Annotated in this window: 16 protein-coding genes and 1 pseudogene; all 17 read right to left on the bottom strand. The window is 56.2% G+C overall.

Translation table 11 applies throughout. The annotated features are described in order from the left end of the window. Window positions 1-4: 4 nt before the first annotated feature. Entirely contained in the window at window positions 5-208 is a 204-nt protein-coding gene (gene thiS, locus A6070_RS01745) for a sulfur carrier protein ThiS (RefSeq protein ID WP_072286777.1), read from the bottom strand. 9 nt (window positions 209-217) lie between these two features. Beyond that, window positions 218-2,008: a phosphomethylpyrimidine synthase ThiC gene (gene thiC / locus A6070_RS01740; RefSeq protein WP_072286776.1), complete on the bottom strand. Its 1,791-nt coding sequence runs from the start codon at window positions 2,006-2,008 to the stop codon at window positions 218-220. Further along, window positions 1,989-2,138, bottom strand: coding sequence for a hypothetical protein (locus tag A6070_RS15495; RefSeq protein ID WP_158514002.1), 150 nt, complete (start codon window positions 2,136-2,138; stop codon window positions 1,989-1,991). The genes thiC and A6070_RS15495 overlap by 20 nt, the downstream gene beginning before the upstream one ends. 304 nt (window positions 2,139-2,442) lie before the next feature. After that, window positions 2,443-4,494, bottom strand: coding sequence for a sigma-54-dependent Fis family transcriptional regulator (locus tag A6070_RS01735; RefSeq protein WP_072288089.1), 2,052 nt, complete (start codon window positions 4,492-4,494; stop codon window positions 2,443-2,445). Window positions 4,495-4,875: 381 nt separating this feature from the next. Continuing rightward, a complete protein-coding gene (locus A6070_RS01730; RefSeq protein WP_072286775.1) occupies window positions 4,876-5,754 on the bottom strand; it encodes a transporter in 879 nt (292 codons plus the stop codon). A gap of 143 nt (window positions 5,755-5,897) precedes the next feature. Further along, window positions 5,898-6,236, bottom strand: a complete 339-nt coding sequence (locus A6070_RS01725) for a DUF190 domain-containing protein (protein ID WP_072286774.1) — start codon at window positions 6,234-6,236, stop codon at window positions 5,898-5,900. Between the two features lie 56 nt (window positions 6,237-6,292). Then, window positions 6,293-6,508, bottom strand: coding sequence for a putative quinol monooxygenase (locus A6070_RS01720; protein ID WP_236718899.1), 216 nt, complete (start codon window positions 6,506-6,508; stop codon window positions 6,293-6,295). A gap of 181 nt (window positions 6,509-6,689) precedes the next feature. Next, window positions 6,690-7,499 carry an SDR family NAD(P)-dependent oxidoreductase gene (locus tag A6070_RS01715; protein ID WP_072286772.1) on the bottom strand — a complete coding sequence of 270 codons (810 nt, stop codon included), beginning with the start codon at window positions 7,497-7,499 and terminating at the stop codon, window positions 6,690-6,692. 104 nt (window positions 7,500-7,603) lie between these two features. Continuing rightward, window positions 7,604-8,095: a VOC family protein gene (locus A6070_RS01710; RefSeq protein ID WP_072286771.1), complete on the bottom strand. Its 492-nt coding sequence runs from the start codon at window positions 8,093-8,095 to the stop codon at window positions 7,604-7,606. 81 nt (window positions 8,096-8,176) lie between these two features. Continuing rightward, window positions 8,177-8,479, bottom strand: a complete 303-nt coding sequence (locus A6070_RS01705; protein ID WP_072286770.1) for a DUF6506 family protein — start codon at window positions 8,477-8,479, stop codon at window positions 8,177-8,179. A gap of 66 nt (window positions 8,480-8,545) precedes the next feature. Then, window positions 8,546-8,884, bottom strand: coding sequence for a hypothetical protein (locus tag A6070_RS01700; RefSeq protein WP_072286769.1), 339 nt, complete (start codon window positions 8,882-8,884; stop codon window positions 8,546-8,548). A 105-nt stretch (window positions 8,885-8,989) separates the two neighbouring features. Next, window positions 8,990-10,057 carry a 2,3-butanediol dehydrogenase gene (locus tag A6070_RS01695; RefSeq protein ID WP_072286768.1) on the bottom strand — a complete coding sequence of 356 codons (1,068 nt, stop codon included), beginning with the start codon at window positions 10,055-10,057 and terminating at the stop codon, window positions 8,990-8,992. 120 nt (window positions 10,058-10,177) lie between these two features. Beyond that, a complete protein-coding gene (locus A6070_RS01690; RefSeq protein WP_072286767.1) occupies window positions 10,178-11,164 on the bottom strand; it encodes a hypothetical protein in 987 nt (328 codons plus the stop codon). A 1,248-nt stretch (window positions 11,165-12,412) separates the two neighbouring features. Continuing rightward, window positions 12,413-14,160: pseudogene (locus A6070_RS16650) on the bottom strand (DEAD/DEAH box helicase). 335 nt (window positions 14,161-14,495) lie between these two features. Next, window positions 14,496-14,975, bottom strand: coding sequence for a DUF456 domain-containing protein (locus tag A6070_RS01680; RefSeq protein ID WP_072286766.1), 480 nt, complete (start codon window positions 14,973-14,975; stop codon window positions 14,496-14,498). A gap of 126 nt (window positions 14,976-15,101) precedes the next feature. Next, a complete protein-coding gene (locus A6070_RS01675) occupies window positions 15,102-15,356 on the bottom strand; it encodes a GlsB/YeaQ/YmgE family stress response membrane protein (protein ID WP_072286765.1) in 255 nt (84 codons plus the stop codon). Between the two features lie 176 nt (window positions 15,357-15,532). After that, entirely contained in the window at window positions 15,533-16,942 is a 1,410-nt protein-coding gene (locus A6070_RS01670; protein WP_072286764.1) for an MBL fold metallo-hydrolase RNA specificity domain-containing protein, read from the bottom strand. Window positions 16,943-17,040 lie beyond the last annotated feature (98 nt).

Below are 17,040 nucleotides of genomic sequence, written 5' to 3'. Positions count from 1 at the left end.
CGGGTTACCCCCCGCCGACGAATTGCACGATCTCCAGCTGGTCACCGCGGGTCAGGTCGGTGTCCTCGAAGGCATCCCGCGGGACAATGGCCCCGTTCAACTCCACGGCAACCTTTGCCGGATCGAAATCGAGATGCGACAGCAGGTCCAGAACCGTCGCCGGCAGCGCCAGCACCAAAGGTTTACCATTTACCGTCAATTGAGACATGGCCCCCCTCTATTTCGACTTTCCGCAAACTGCGCCTTCCCGCAAACTGCGGGTTATTTTCATGGAACAGAAATCGGGGCCGCACATGGTGCAATACTGCTCCTTGCTTTCCGCGTCATCCGGCAGCAGCGCCCTGCGAATCCCCATGGCCCGCTCGGGGTCCAGGCCGAGAGCGAACTGATCCTGCCAGCGGAACTCGTAACGGGCCTTCGACAGAGCATTGTCACGGGCCTGAGCCCCGGGATGCCCTTTGGCCAGGTCCGCCGCATGGGCGGCAATCTTGTGCGCCACGATGCCTTCGCGGACGTCGTTTTTATCCGGCAGACCCAAATGTTCCTTGGGAGTGACATAACAGAGCATGGCGGTGCCGCACCAGGCCATCATGGCGCCACCGATGGCGGAGGTGATGTGGTCGTAGCCGGGCGCGATGTCCGTCACCAGGGGACCGAGGGTATAAAACGGCGCACCATGGCAATACTTGAGCTGCAACTCCATGTTTTCCTGAATCAGGTGCAGCGGCACATGCCCCGGACCTTCGATCATCACCTGCACGTCGTGACGCCAGGCCATCTGCGTCAGCTCGCCGAGGGTTTTAAGCTCCGCGATCTGTGCTTCATCGTTGGCATCGAATATCGAGCCCGGTCGCAGCCCGTCCCCAAGGGAAAAGGTCACGTCGTAGGCTTTGGCGATTTCACAGATCTCCTCAAAGTGGGTGTAAAGAAAGCTCTCGCAGCCGTGGGCCTGGCACCATCTGGCCATGATGGATCCGCCGCGCGAGACGATGCCGGTAAGCCGGCGCTGCGCCGCCTCCAGCAGATTGCGTCGCACACCGGCATGAATGGTGAAATAGTCGACACCCTGCTCGGCCTGCTCGATAAGCGTATCCCGGAACATCTCCCAGCTGAGATCCTCCGCCTTGCCGCCAACCTTTTCCAGGGCCTGATAAATGGGCACCGTGCCGATAGGCACCGGACTGTTGCGGATAATCCATTCGCGGGTCTCATGGATATTCTGCCCGGTGGAAAGATCCATAACGGTGTCGCCACCCCAGCGGATCGCCCAGATCATCTTTTCCACTTCCTCGTCGATGGAGGAGGACAGGGCGGAGTTACCGATATTGGCGTTAATCTTGACCAGAAAGTTACGGCCGATAATCATCGGTTCGCTTTCCGGATGATTGATATTGCAGGGGATCACCGCCCTGCCCGCGGCCACCTCGTCCCGAACAAACTCGGGCGTGATAATGCCGGGGATCGACGCTCCCCGAGCATCTCCGGGGTGCTGTTTTTTCAGCAGATCAGGCAGGGTTTCCCGGCGCTGGTTTTCGCGGATGGCGATAAACTCCATCTCGGGGGTCACGATCCCCAGACGGGCATAATGCATCTGTGTAACGTTGCCGCCTTGCGTGGCACGACGCGGCACCCGCAGTGAAGGAAAGTGATAGTTCTCCTGCCGATGTCGCTCCAGGCGCTGCCTGGCGTATTCCGAACTCGGCGCCTGCAGTATCTCGCTGTCGCCACGCTCGACGATCCAGCCGCCCCGCATGGCAGACAGCCCGGTGCGAATATCGACACTGGCGCCGGGATCGGTAAACGGCCCCGAGGTGTCGTACAGGTGAATTTTCAGAAGTCCGTCCTCGCAGGTTTCGGCATCCCCCAGCCGCTGCACGACCTCCTTCATGGGCACCCGGATATCCGGCCGCGAACCGGCCACATAAACCTTACGCGTACCGATGACTGCCGCTTCTCCGGACGGCGCTGAAATCCGTGCGTTGGTATCTTCATGAAACTGTTTCATCATTTCGTCCCCAGAGCTGTTTTTCGGCCATGGCCGGAATCTGCTTGTCCCGTTCGCCCCATCGCGCAGTCATGCTGCTGCCGCCTGCGACAAAACCGTGTTTTGTCTCTTTAAATGGCAAAAACCGCGCCAACTAGCGCCTTCCCGACACCACTGCGCAGCCGCCCTGCTTTTCCCCCCACGTCATGCCCGTCTCGCCAAATCCGCCTTTGTTTTTACGGATGCGTTATCTCCCCAAAAAAACAGTTCTCTTCTCATTTTGAGACAGCTGTTTCGAACGCCAGACGAAACAGCTGTCCCTGGGAAGAGTATCAGGAATTCATCTTGCATTCGCTTATCGAAAAAAAGGCTGCCCGGAATGTGTTCCGGACAGCCTCTTTTTAATCAAGCCGCTTGTCTTTGCCCATAAGCTGCAAGAGGGTCCCCGGATCAGGGCCTCAGCGCTTGTTTGGCGGTACAATGGCATATTTTTCCATTTTTCGATACATGGTCGCGCGACTGATGCCAACGTCTCTTACCGCTCTGGATACCTGCCACTTGTGTTTGTGCAGGGCATCCAGTATTACCTGACGTTCCGCCTGCTCCATGGCGTTAAGCTCGGCCAGAATGCCATCATTGTCGTCGTCTTCATCATCCGCCTCGCAACTTCTGTCCGGCAGGGCGGCTGGCGCCGGCCTCGGAATGGCCGGCTTCGCCCGGGCCGCGGGATCCGTCGCGCCGGTCACATCGACCGGCAGGTCGGCACAGGTGATGATCCCCTTGTCGCATACCGCGAGAGCGTAACGCAACGCATTGCGCAGCTGCCGGATGTTACCCGGCCAGGAAAAATCAGCCAGAACCCGCATCGCCTCGTCATCGATGACCGCCTGCTCATTGCCGCTGCCCGCTTCGATGGTCAGCACATCGTCGATCAGGCGTTCGATATCGGAGCGTTCCCGCAGGGAGGGCAGTTCAAAGGACACGCCGTTGAGACGGTAATAGAGATCCTCGCGGAAATCACCGCTGGCGACCATATCCAGAATATTGCGGTGAGTTGCACAGATCACGTGCAGATCGACGGGGATCGGGGTCTCGCCCCCCAGCGGCGTCACCTCGCGCTCGGCCAGCACCCGCAGCAAGCGAGGCTGCAGGCTGGCCGGCATATCGCCGATTTCATCGAGAAACAGGGTGCCACCGTCGGATTGCAGGATTTTACCCCGCATCCCCTTGCTGCGCGCGCCGGTAAAAGCCCCCTCCTTGTAGCCGAAAAGCTCGCTCTCGATGAGCGATTCCGGGATGGCGGCGCAGTTTACCGCAACAAAAGGCCTGTCGGCGCGGCGACTGGCATTGTGGATCGCCTGGGCGAACATTTCCTTGCCGGTACCGGTCTCTCCATTGAGAAGTATCGGAATCGGCTTGTTCATGACCCGCTTGATGCGCTCCACGCTTTCCAGCAGTTTGTGGTCTTCCCCTGCCAGATAATCAAGGGTCAGGGCCTCGCCCGGGGCAGGCACCTTTCTTTTCCGGGGGGCGGGTGCCTCGACTGCGGCGACCGGCTTGACGGAAATAGCCTGCGGGCAGCGCAGTGAACCGAACATGCGAAGCCCCATCTTCTGCGTGCGGATCGGCAGGACCATGCTGGATCGGGAAAAGATATCCAGCAACTTCTCGAAATCGATATCGAATACTTCTCCGATCAAACGACCTGCCAGACCGCCACCTCCGGTTTCCCCCGCCAGACTGCGGCAGGCAACGCGATCCGCCGCCAGAATTTTACCGTCGCCACCTATGGCGATCAGGCACTCACTCGACACCTCGGCGAGTTCCCGCTCGAAACTGAGCCGCAGAACCCACTGGTCTTCGAACTGGCTGAGAAAATAGGCCGATTCGATCATCCGCGCGGACTGAATGACTAATTGAAGAGCGAGATGCTGGCTTTCCTTGGAATCGGGAGAGTGAAAAGCGGAAACATCGATAAGCCCCATCGTCTTACCGCTCGGGCTGACAATCGGGGCACAGGAACAGGTCAGGTTGGCATTCTTGGCGCGAAAGTGCTCGCCCTTGTGCACGGTCAAGGCAACCTGCTCGATCATTGCCGTACCCACCCCGCAGGTCCCTTCGCGCTGTTCGTCCCAGACAGCCCCAAGGAACAAGCCGGTATCCTTCCACTGCCGGATATACCGCTCGTCACCGCGCCAGTCAACGGTAACACCGTTGGCGTCACACAACAGGGTCGAATAGCCGAGATCCGAAACCTGCCGGTGAAGGTGATGTACCGCCACTTTGGCGATGCGCAAGAACCGCTCGATCGGCTGAGTGTATCCCTTGAGCTCGCCCTCCGTCAACACCCGCACGGGATTGGGCTCGCTCGGATCGATGCCGTAATGCTGCAGGCTTCGTTCCCACGATGTGACAATGGGGATCTCGACCGCGGGGTCGTCCTTGTCCCGGTTGCCGGATACGCAGGAAAAGATCCGCTGTACGTGCCTGTTGATAGCCCGATCAGGCATTCTTTCCACCTCATGAATAATCATTGACGGAATACTGCCTTTGCAAAACAGATAACGCTTATATCGTTCATTAGATTATCAGACTCTTGTTCGCTTGACAACACTGCTGGCAAACACTACTGGTAAATATTGCGATAAAAAGAAAACATAAGATGCTAATTTAAAAGGCACCTCAATCCCGGTTGCTTGTCTTTTTAAGACACATCCATGCAACACCCAATATTTGCAAGCCTCTATCTGCCTTGCCGAAATACTTACCAAGGCTGAAATCGGCAAACCCCATTGTTTTGTGGCCGACCCTGCCTGCAAAAACCTCCCCCCGGCGATCTGGGGGGAGGTTTTCAGGCCATGCAGATGGTTTCCTGACTTTTCCGGAAAACCCTAGAAACTCCAGATGAAGCGGGTATAAACGTTGTTGGTCCGGGCAATGTTCCGTCCGTCGATACCATAGCTGTACCAGATATCGAACAGCAGGCGATCGGTGATCTTCATGCTGTTGCCGATACCGAGCTGCATGCGATCGTAGGAAGCGAGATCAGTATCAGCACTCTTGTTTTTGCCGGAACCGCCGGATTCCCAGTCGAAATGGATGTTGGGATTGACCCAGGGATTGTGCTTATAGGTGAAAACCCAGTTGGTAAACAGCGAGTTGCCATATTCGTACTTGGTACCCAGCTTCCTCCCGTCACCACGCATCTTGTAACCGAAGTCCCAGTCGATGACGAATTTGCCATCAAAAAGCTGATGGTTGTTCATCATGGTCAGGGTGTGATTGACGGAGCCATCGGAAAGCTCGTTGGATCCCCAGGGAAGATGCAGCCAGTATTCAAAACAAAGGGTCCAGCTCGGGATGGGCTTGGTCCAGGCCACCATACCGGTCTGCGGATCGATCAGACCGCTCAAGCTGTCCCCGTTCTCGAAGCCCAAACCGCCAAAGCCGACAACGCCTTCCCACAGAAAGCCCCAGTTCTCAAGGCCGTCGATGGTAAAGAGTCGGGCAAACTTATTGACGGAAAGCAGAGCATCGTAATTTTCCCCGTCTTCCCCATGATAGTCGGTAATATTCGACCAGACGTTGTAGGAAAGAAGAAGATTGATCGGTTTGTCAAAACCGACAGGCAGATTGTATTCGTTTGTTCCGATAACGCTGTACGGAATAATCGCATCGGCGAAAGACCGCGTTGCCATGGACAATCCGCCGATCATCAAAAATGACGTGACCAGCAGCATGGACAGAATCTTGTTCCTTATAGCCATCATACCACCTCCATCAAATGTGCTAGAAATTCCTGCAAAAGTATCTCCTCGAACAAACCATACCGGGTAATGCAAAATGATTGTCTGACCCTTCAATACCTCCTTTCGGATGGGCAGACCTTTCTCAGGGAACAACCGGGCTAGTATCAGCCCTGATTAAATACGATATCCGCATCCTGCATGATCATGGCGCCCGTTTTGAGCATGCCCTTCAAAATCGGCAGCAGCTCATTGAGTTTCGCTTCGGTATCGATAAATTCGATAACCATCGGTTGACATTTGACGGAAATCGTCATGCCTTCATGAATGGTACGGCATTGGTCGCAACAGAATCCGAATCCTTCGACTCCGCGAAACACCATGGACCCTTCTATGCCTTTTTTGAAGGCAGCCTGAACCATCGCCTCGTACACCAGCTCGTTGCCGAGCTTGGTTTTTTCGTTAAGAAAAATCCGCAATATTTTTGCCTTACCTTCAACGCTCATAATACCTCCTCAGTTCAAGGTGACGGGTTGGACACATTGACAAAATGGTGAAAGAGTCAGCCCAGTTTGTTCAAAAAGTGCAGTTCGGGGGGCACGGCGAACAGTTCATCCACCTTGCCGAGCAACGCCTTCAGATAAGGCATGCCAAGGTGCTTATCCAGCTCTTCCCGGTTTTTCCACACCTCGTAAAACACGAAGATCGCGGCATTCTCCTGGGATTGATGACAGTCGTAACTGATGCAGCCGGCTTCGGCACGCGTAGGCTCCAGCAATGACGTCAACTCTTTTTTACAACCTCTTCCAACCCCGGCTTTGCCGTGAACTTGGCCACGATATACAGCTTGTTTCCGCTCAAAACAGGTTCCTTTCACGCTGGTGACGATGACGGCCGCATCGAAACGCGGGAGAGATCCCGGGGGCACCCGTCAGGGTTGCCCCCGGAGTCATAGAACTCTATACCAGGATAATCCCGCCATCGATCATGACCGACTGGCCGGTCATGTAATCGCCATCATCGGAAGCGACAAAGGATACGTAACCGGCAACCTGCTCCGGTTTTCCGACTTCTTTTGCAAGGATGGCGCTGTCAACATAGGCCTTGAGGGTTTCACCTTTGGCCGCACCGGTGTAGGCCCCGATTTTTTCATCGATAAGATCCCACATATCGGTACCGACGATGCCGGGGCAGTAGGCATTGACCGTAATTTTGTTTTCCGCCATTTCCTTGGCAAAAGCTTGCGTGTAGCCCCGGACGGCGAACTTGGAAGCACTGTAGACAGGCAGAAAGGCAAAACCGGCGTGACCGGCGATGCTGGCGCAGTTGATGATTTTGCCGCCGCTGCCCAGATAGCCTTTATGGCCCTGCTTGATCATCTGCCGGGCGGCTGCGTTGTCACAAAGAATGACGCCCTTCACGTTGACGGCAAGCTGCTTGTCGATATCCTCGGGGGTATGGTCAAGACCGACCTTGACGATGCCGATGCCGGCGTTGGCCACCATGATGTCCAGCTTGCCGAATTTTGCTACAGCCTTTTCCACCAGGGCATTGACTTGCTGCTCATTGGTTACATCGCAGGCAACCGCCAGTGATTTGCCGCCGGCAGCTTCAATCTCGGCCGCAACCTTGTTCATGTTGTCCGCCATGACATCGCTTACCACCACGGCAGCCCCATCGGCCGCCAGCCGCATGGCGATGGCCCTGCCGATGCCACGGCCCGATCCCGTTACAATTGCAACCTTACCTGCAAGTTTCTTTTCGCTCATGTCCGTGCTCCTTTTTTCTGGTTGGAAAACCCGGGCAAAATACCCCTATCAAAAGGAAAACAAGCAAAATATACCCAGTCTGGCCTGCTATAGTCCCTGCCAGGCTATTGCTCCGGGGGATAAACGGCCTGAGGCTCGGGCCAGCTGAAATCCGGCACCAGGTCGTAAATTTCGGCAATCAGATTGAGATCTTTCTGCGAATCGAGATAGGTATAGGTCAACCCGGACCACTCGCCACCCTGCAGAACGGGAAGCCCCTGATCCTTGTAAAACTTGACGGCTTGCTGATAGTTGTCGGTGCCGAAGGCAACATGATGCAGACCTTCGCCCTTTTCCTTGAGGAACTCCGCGTAAATGCTTTTATCGTCTTGCGGCTCGATCAGTTCCCACTGAACGCCGCCGATATCGCACAGCGCCAGACGCATGGCATAATCAACCTTCTCGCCCCGGATGATCATGTCGTTGACGGTATCGGGATTGAATTCATAGATATTCCAGGGGCCGATGCCATATTTGTCGGCCCAGATTTTCACCGCTTCATCGCAGTCCTTGACGACCATCGCCACTTGCAGCACTTTGTTATACAGAGGCTTCATTTAACGCTCCTTTAAAAGCAGATGCCGCGCTTGTCATCGGGAAGAAACAGACCAGGAAAAAACCAGAATCCGGACATGCGCCTAAAAGATCTCGTCGCCGCTCTTGCCCCCCAGGCCAGGGTGGCTGTCGAATCGCACCACGCCGACAGCGGCTTTTCCCTCCACCGCCCTGGCAATGCGAGCTGTACCGGCATGACCGAAACCACCACAGAGTTCAATGGCGACAACCCCTTCGTCCACCAGGGCGATGGCCACCTTTTCCGCGGCGGCGTAGTCGCTGACCCCGACCACCGTCAGCTCCACGCCGGGCGTACTGACGACACTGCGGTGCTTGTCCGGATCGGCACTCGGACCGATAAAAATGAATGCAGCTTTAAGAGCCATAACAGAGCCTTTCTTTGATTTAGAGGAACCGTTTGGACAGAACGACCGCACTCCCCCGGATAACCCTCATCTGACCAAAGCCAGCCTGTCCGCGCTGCGACAGGAATCCACCCATTGTGAACTTGACAGCTGGGCGGCGAGGGCTTCGAGGTCTTCATCCAGACCGGACATGGGCGCGTTCCTGTCATCCCTCATCAGGCCCTGTTCAACCCCATACCGGATAAAGGCAAGATCGACGATGGAAGCTATTTCAGCCTTCAGGGCCTTGAGCCTCTCGTAATCCTCCACAGCCTCGCTGTTAATCTCCAGCCACCGCTTGCGCGCAGCCCTGGCAAAGAGTTTCCCTACATACTTTTCGTAGGCAACGAGACGTTCCAGTATGTCGTCGCTTATTCGGCTGTTCATTTTTTGTCCTCTTGCCAACCCGTTTCCAAAGTCCGTATTGCAGATCTCTGGTCAGAGATTAAGCTCCGCCGGAGGTTTCCCCGGCGGAGCTTTCCATCACACTTTTCAGGGCTTCACAAGGATCTTGATATGGGCATCCTTGTTGTTGACCAACTCTTCGAAACCCTTTTCAACGATATCGTCCAGCTCGATTTTACCAGTGATCATCGGCTCGGCACTAATCGCGCCGTTGTTCAGCAAAGCACAGACACCCTGGAAATCGTCCACGGTGTAGGCCAGGGTACCGATGACCCTCTTGTCGGTGGCGCTGAGGCTGAAGAAGTTGAATTCGCTCGGGCCCTCGAAGATACCGACGATCATCGCAGTACCGTTGTTGCGAATGAGATCGATGGCAAGAGGACCGGTCTTGACGTTGCCGATACACTCGAAGGAGACGTCGGCACCGGAACCGTTGGTCAGTTTCTTGACTTCGGCAACCACGTCGCACTCTCTGGGATCGAGAACCACGTCGGCGCCGCACTTCTTGGCCAGCTCCTTACGGGCAGCAGACATCTCGATCACGATGACCTGACCGGCGCCGGCAGCCTTGGCGCACTGCAGGGTACCGAGGCCGATGGTGCCGGACCCGAGGATTACAGCGGTTTTACCGAGAATGGAGCCAGCCAGGCGCACGGCTTTGAAACCGGTGGCGATCGGCTCGATCAGGGCCGCGGCGTCCAGGTCGGTGCCGGGAGGTACGACGTAGCAGATGTTGGCAGGAATGTTGACATACTTGGCGAACGCGCCATCGGCCATCAGACCGGTAAAGGCCAGCTTTTCACAAACGTTGTAGCGGCCTTCACGGCAAGTAACGCAGGTACCGCAATGCTGGCAGGCGTCGGGAGCGACCAGATCGCCGACCCGCACGTTGGTGACATTGGAGCCGACGGCAACGACTTTGCCGGAAAACTCGTGACCAAGGATGGTCTTGCCAAAGTGGCCGGTCAGAGGATGAGGTGCGGTAGGAATGAAGATCGGACCGGCCAGATATTCGTGGAGGTCGGAACCGCAGATGCCACAAACCGCTACCTCAACCTGTACTTCATCGGGCCCGGGGGCTGCAGGCACGGGAACTTCTTCTACGCGGATGTCTTTTTTGGCGTGCCATACGGCTGCTTTCATCGTTTGAGCCATTTCTTTGATCCTTTCCGAGTTAAGTAGCGCCTAGGCGCTTTGTTTAGTAGAAATCCCCTATTTGAACAGGGCTGCCAGATTCAGAAGTAGCGCCTAGGCGCTTTGTTTAGTAGAAATCCCCTATTTGAACAGGGCTGCCAGATTCAGGAATTCCGGCTTCATCGCCAGATTGATGAGCAGGGTACAGATCATAATCCCCACGGCAGGCGGGTCGATATGCGAGCTGCCATGGTTGTAGAACAGACGTGCGCAGGCTTCCTGCACCATGCCGGCAATCACGGCAACGATGCCGCCCAGCAAAATGGAGCCGGTGTGCATGAACGCCCAGGCGCCGATGATCGCCATGCAGTGCATGATCGGCACCTGCTGGATCGTGCCAGTCGATACCTGCAGCGGCAGGAGAATCAGGATACAGAGTATCCAGCCGATGACCAGCGGTGCGAGGAATCCGCCCAGACCCGAGACCGTCCCGGCTTCGACGAGGGGGTCGAGCTGCATCTTGAAGCCCCAGGCAAGACCTGCCGACAGCAGCCCCATCCCGAAAGACATGGGAATGTTTTTACTCATGGGAGACTGCCAGCCAGCCCAGGAAATCGCGTAATTGTTGGTGCCGAAAAGGCCATGCTCCTTGATCGAGGAAGCCTGCCCCAGGGGACCTTCCTTGAGGAATATCGCACGGGTCAGGAACGTCATGAGCACCAGGGTCACGGCGACGCCGTCGGACTGATTGACAATGGGGATCTTGACCACCACCTGCAGAACCAGATGGGCAACAACCGAGAGAGCGCCACCCATCAGCAGCACGTCGCCTGAGGTATGCAGCAACGGACTCAGGATATCCTTGGCGGAACCACCGGGGTGATTCTTTTTCATCACAGCGTAGCAACCGGCCATCAGTGCCGCGCCGAAGCCACCGGTGTGCGGGCCGAAAATGGGGCCGAATGCGATCTGCGCCAGCACGAAATCGGATCCGCCCGAAAGCAGAATGCCACAACCGATCAGCCCGAAAAGGGCGCAAAGGATGATCGCCCAGAGGCCACCCAGTGCCGTACCGATAATGCCGCCACCAAAAACTATCAAAAGGGTATTAAGACTATAAGGTTCCATGTAAAGCTTCCTTTTGCTAGACGTTTACACGAGTGATTGAGCGTCAGAACGCTCAACCGCCAGGCTCCAGACTTGCGCGAATCAGAACACACATTCCAATAATGAACTGTCCCTTGTTTTCTCCAACCGCATAAACCTCCTCCATACAGTCATAATCCGAGACACCCCCCATAGCCTCCTTTCGTGGAATACACCCGAACGGGAAAATCAACTTCTGGCCAACCGGTCAGACCTTACCGCCGTCACGGTGCATGCCGAATGCACCCTGACTGAAACACGTTTGTAAAACAGCTTTACTGTGCAACCTGTTCCGCAATGGTTGTACCAAATCATCCTCTATGAAAAATTTTCGTAAACGATGTTTTCAAACTGTTGTTTTACCTGCAATTACATAAATATTCGAAAAATCGGATACACCGGCGGCAGGCGGTGGGGGGGCTGAAAGCAAGGCGACAGGAGAGATACTTTTGAGACGGATAAGTCGAAGTGAGACAGATGTATTACTTTGAAAAGCCCCTGTACCAGACGTTTTTTCGTGAATAAAAAAATTTTCCGGACAGTGCCTGCAGACCAGTATACGCCGTCTAAACCATTGATAATTTGAAGAATGCTTTATGATTTCAAAAAGTCGAACCAGCAACGTCGCTGACGAATGTCAAGCGCCAGGAAACATTATATTGTTTTCAGGGTGATCCATTTTGACACCTGTTCCAAAAGCAAACTCCGCCTGGTGGATGCGTCGCATAAAGCGTGAATGTAAAAGCGGCCGAAAGATTTCATAAACGGATCGCGGGAAAACATCGGGCGCCGGCAAACCCGCAAAGAACGGGTTCCTTCCAGACATGGCAACCAATGTTCTACAAACAGGAGTCCGGTTTTTCGAATACGCCCCTGAAGACCGCAGCCCGCCGGACCTCTCTGAGCAACCCTCTGCAACCGACGGCGCGAGGCAAGACCGCAGGGACAGGCAAGCCCAAAAAGAATGCCCGGCCAATGTCAGGCCGGGCATTCTTGAAAAAACGCATGGCAAATATTGCTGGCTCGTATCCATCCGGAAACTCCGGATGGATACAGCGTAGTTTTCATATGGGAAACGAGCAATTTTTCGCTGTGGCAAGGAAATCAAGGGGTTGCGCGGAGGCATACATCGGTACGCCGCACAAGCAAGCCTGCGGATTGACGCCGCCATGGCGGAAAAGGGCCGTTTCCGGATGAAAACTAGCTCGATCTTGAGAAAAAAGGAGAATGCTACAAGGGTTTCTTTGCCTGACGCTTAGCGCCGGAGAAATTCTTTCGCACCGGTTTGCCCTTGGGCTTTTCAAAAGAGCGACCGACGGAACGGCGCTTGGGTGGACGTTCCTGCTTTGTTCTCGAATACGTATCGGCAACCAGCCGCAGCTGCTGGCCGCAAACCCACACCGTCTGCAGCTGCCGGAAAACAGATTCGGGCAGTTTCGCGGGCAGGTCGACGAGGCTGAAATCGTGCTGAATTTTTATCTGTCCGATATCCCGGCTGCTGATCCCGGCTTCGTTGGCAATAGCGCCAACGATATGGCCGGGCTCCACACCATGAATGCGTCCGACCTCGATACGATAGCGCTGCAAGCCCTCATCGGACCAGCGAGAGGTCGCTTCGCGGGGCATGGTGCCGGCTTCCGGACACAACTCCTCTCCGGCGTCTTCGGGCATCAGAGGGCGATCCTTCTGCAGCAGATACGCCAGCGAAGCGGCTATCTTGCGTGCATCGGCATCGTATTCTGCCTGCATATTGTCGATCAAATCTTCGAAAAAATCGAGATCCTGGGATTGCATGACGTTGAGGATCTGTTCCTTGAAAAGGCCGACGCGCCGATCCGTAATATCCTGCCGGCTCGGCAGCTTCATGGGAGTGATTTTCTGCCGTGTTGCCTGCTCGATGGCCGACAGCATGCGGCGTTCACGCGGCGCGACAAAGAGAATCGCGGTCCCTTCGCGGCCGGCACGGCCGGTGCGGCCGATGCGATGCACGTAGGATTCGGTGTCGTAGGGGATATCGTAGTTGACCACGTGGCTGATGCGCTGAACGTCAAGGCCGCGCGCCGCCACATCCGTGGCGACAACAATATCGAGACTGCCTCCCTTAAAACGTTCGATGGTTTTTTCCCGCAACGCCTGGGTCATGTCGCCGTTGAGGGAGCACTGGAAAAACCGCGCGCTTCGAGCTTTTCGGCCAGTTCCACAGTGGCGACCTTGGTGCGGACAAAGACGATCATGGCATCGATATCTTCCGCTTCCAGAATCCTGGTCAGAGCATCGAGCTTGTGCAGCCCTTTGACCTGCCAGAATCGCTGGCTGATGGTATCGACGGTCGAGGTTTTGGCCTGAATGCGCACCTCGATGGGGTTGCGCAGATGACGACGGGCGATTTTAAACACTTCGGTGGGCATGGTAGCGGAAAACAGGGCCGTCTGACGATCCGCGGGGGTATGCTGGAGGATCTGCTCGACATCGTCGATAAAGCCCATTTTAAGCATCTCGTCGGCCTCATCGATGACCACACTGGACAGCCGGTCCAGCTTCAGGGTGCCGCGTCGCAGGTGATCCTGGATACGTCCGGGCGTCCCGACCACCACATGGGTGCCACGCTCCAGCTGGCGCAATTGCTGTCCCATGTTCTGACCGCCATAAACGGGGAGTACTTGAAATCCTTTCAGGTGCCGGGCATAGGTCTGCATGGCCTCGGCCACCTGCAGGGCCAGCTCCCGGGTCGGAGCCAACACCAGGATCTGGGGACTTTTCAGCGAAAGATCGAGGCGGCTCAGCAACGGCAGCGCAAAAGCAGCCGTTTTGCCGGTACCGGTCTGAGCCTGTCCGAGAAGATCGCGCCCATCAAGCAGGGGCGGAATGCTGCGCGCCTGAATCGGCGAGGGCGTCTCATAGCCGATCTCGGCAATGACCCGGTTGATTTCGGGAGCCAGGGATAAATCTGCAAAACTGGTAAGGATTTCTTCACTCATGAGCAAGCCTGTCTGGAAAAAGCCCGGATGGAAGGAGCAAGGGGCAAAAAACAAAGGTACGGTCGATGACCTGGCGACCCTGCTGGCCGCCCGAAATGCCATCGCTCCCTTTTCCCCCGGAAGATGGCACTTTTCCCAATGGATGTTTCCTCCTGAACAGGTCATGGAGGCAAACATAAAGGGCCTGACCGTTCAAGGCCAGGCCCTTCGCAACAATAGCTGGAAGCGATTAAACGACCACTGCCGCTTTAATCCGCTCAACATAGCAGAATTCAGGCATAAAATCCAGCCTAAAATCGACATCGCTTCGGGTTTATTGGAGAACCGATGGCCTGTCAGAACAGACGCACCGCGAGAAACAAACCAATCATGGCGATGGCGAGAGCCATTTTTGCCGCGGTGCCCACGATCAGGCCAACCACCGCGCCGACGCCGGCCCGGCTTGCGGTCCGCAGATCGGTCCGCGCGGTGAGTTCTCCGGCCATGGCGCCGAAAAAAGGCCCCAAAATCAGGCCCGGTGGCCCGAAAAAAAGACCGACCAGAGCCCCGACGGCAGCCCCGACCATGGCTCTGGAAGAGGACCCGAAACGCTTTGCGCCCAAGGCTCCGGCAATGAAATCGGCAGCAAGCGCCAGCAAAGCCAAACCGCCCATAACAATCAGGGTCCGCCAGCCGACATAGACAAAATCTTCCGCCCAGGCGGCGCAGAACAAGCCCGCGAACAGCAGCGGAGGTCCGGGAAGCGCCGGCAGAATCATCCCTGCCAACCCCGACAGAATCAGCAATCCGGCCAACAACCATAATAAAATGGTCATGATGCCACGTCTTTCCCTTGCAGGACAGGGTCCCATTACCCCGCCCGGAGAAGCACCGCTACAGGTAACAACAAAGGCGCCGGCAACGGCAACCGGTCGGGCCGGCGCCCTGTCTTCGCCCGGTTGTCACGCTTTGCCGAATAAACCCAGCTTGCGCAGGATAAAGATCAGCAGCGATGCTCCCGCAATGGCGACAATGAAGCGCATAATGCCGCCGGAAGCCGACATGCCAAGCACTCCGGCAATCCAGAAACCCAGCATCGAACCCGCCACGCCCACAAGCACATTGGCAAGCATTCCCATCTGTGCATTGGTCTTCATAAGGATGCTCGCCAGCCAGCCGACGATTCCGCCAATAATCAATGCCATGATCCAGCTCATATCTTGCCTCCCTTAGGTTAAAGGCCGGCACCGACCCGGCCCGTGCAAAGCTGCAGGATACGTACAAGCTCTAAAATCCCTGTTTCATATCAACTGATCGCAACCGCCAGGGGTGTCCATCTGTCATGACGGCCGAAAGGTCCTGGCGCTGGCAACGGGACAGTTCGAGCCTTGGGTTACAACGGAAACGACTGCAAAGGCTCCGGAACAATTACATTGTCCAGATTCAACTCGTCCCGCAAGGCTTGCGCCAGACTTGCAGAGGATTCCTCCTCGCCATGAACCACAAATGTATGCCGCGGCCTGTTGTTCATATTGCGGACAAACGCCAGCAGACCTTCCCGGTCGGCGTGCCCGGAAAAACCGGTCAGAGTTTCCACCCGCGCCCGCAACGGATACTCCTCGCCGTATATGCGCACCGTTTGTTCCCCTTCCACCAGACGCCGCCCAAGGGTATTGGGCGCCTGCCAGCCGGTGATCAGAATCGTGTTGCGGGAGTCGCTGATGCGGTTTCGAAGATGGTGGAGAATGCGGCCCCCTTCCAGCATGCCGCTGGCGCTGATGATGATGGCCGGCACCTTGAGGCTGTTGAGCGCCTTGGACTGGGCAACCGCCATGGTGTACTGCAGACGGCCGAATCCGAAGGGGTCGTTGTCATCGTCCGTCAGCAGAAATTCACGCACGTCGGCATCGTAAAGCTCCAGATGCAGGCGAAAAATATCGGTGGTTCGCGTGGCCAGGGGGCTGTCGACAAAAATCGGCAGATCGGGAATCCGCCCATTGCTGTGCAACTTGTGCAGAGTATACACCAGTTGCTGGGTTCGACCGACGGCAAACGCCGGGATCAGCAGCGAACCGCCCCGTTTGACGGTATCATTGACGATGCGCTCCATTTCCCGCTCCGATTCGGGATAGGGAGGGTGCAGCCGGTTGCCGTAGGTGCTTTCCATGATCAGGATATCGGCGCCATCTGTGATGGGAACAGGATCTCGGATGATGGGGATGCCCGGTCTGCCGATATCGCCACTGAACACGAGCCGCCGCTGACGCCCGGTTTGATTGTCGTCAATATCAAGAAGGACATGCGCACTGCCCAGCATATGCCCCGCATCGACCAGGGTAAGGTGTATGCCGGGCAGGAGCTGATGCCGCCGGTTGTAGCCAATCCCGATAAACTGCTGCATGGCACGGGTCACGTCCCCCCGGGTGTAAAGCGGTTCGAAAAGCCGCTGCCCTTTTTTATGGCGACGGCGATTCACGAACTCCACATCCTTTTCCTGGATAAAGGCGCTGTCCATGAGCATCACTTCGCACAGATCGCGGGTTGCGGAGGTACAGAAAATGTTGCCATCGAAACCGTTTTTCACCAGGCAGGGGATGCGACCCGAATGATCGATGTGGGCATGGGACAGAACCAGGCAGTCGATTTCCCCGGCCGGACAGCATTCATGCCGGTTGCGCTCGAAAGCTTCTTTTCGCTTGCCTTGAAACAGCCCGCAGTCCAGCATGATTTTTCGGCCATTGACCTCGACCAGATGCTGGGAACCGGTCACTGTGCCCGCCGCGCCGTGAAAGGTAATATTCATGGTCTCCCTCCGTGAGTCATGAAATAACAGGCATGTGCGGCTCGCCTGCTGCGCAGGGGACCGCCCTCCGTTCAGTCAAGCTTACCATGCTCCGCGGG

Source organism: Syntrophotalea acetylenica, assembly GCF_001888165.1.
GTDB lineage: Bacteria > Desulfobacterota > Desulfuromonadia > Desulfuromonadales > Syntrophotaleaceae > Syntrophotalea > Syntrophotalea acetylenica.
Note: the sequence above shows the minus strand (reverse complement) of the source record. Positions and strands in the feature narration are given on the sequence as shown.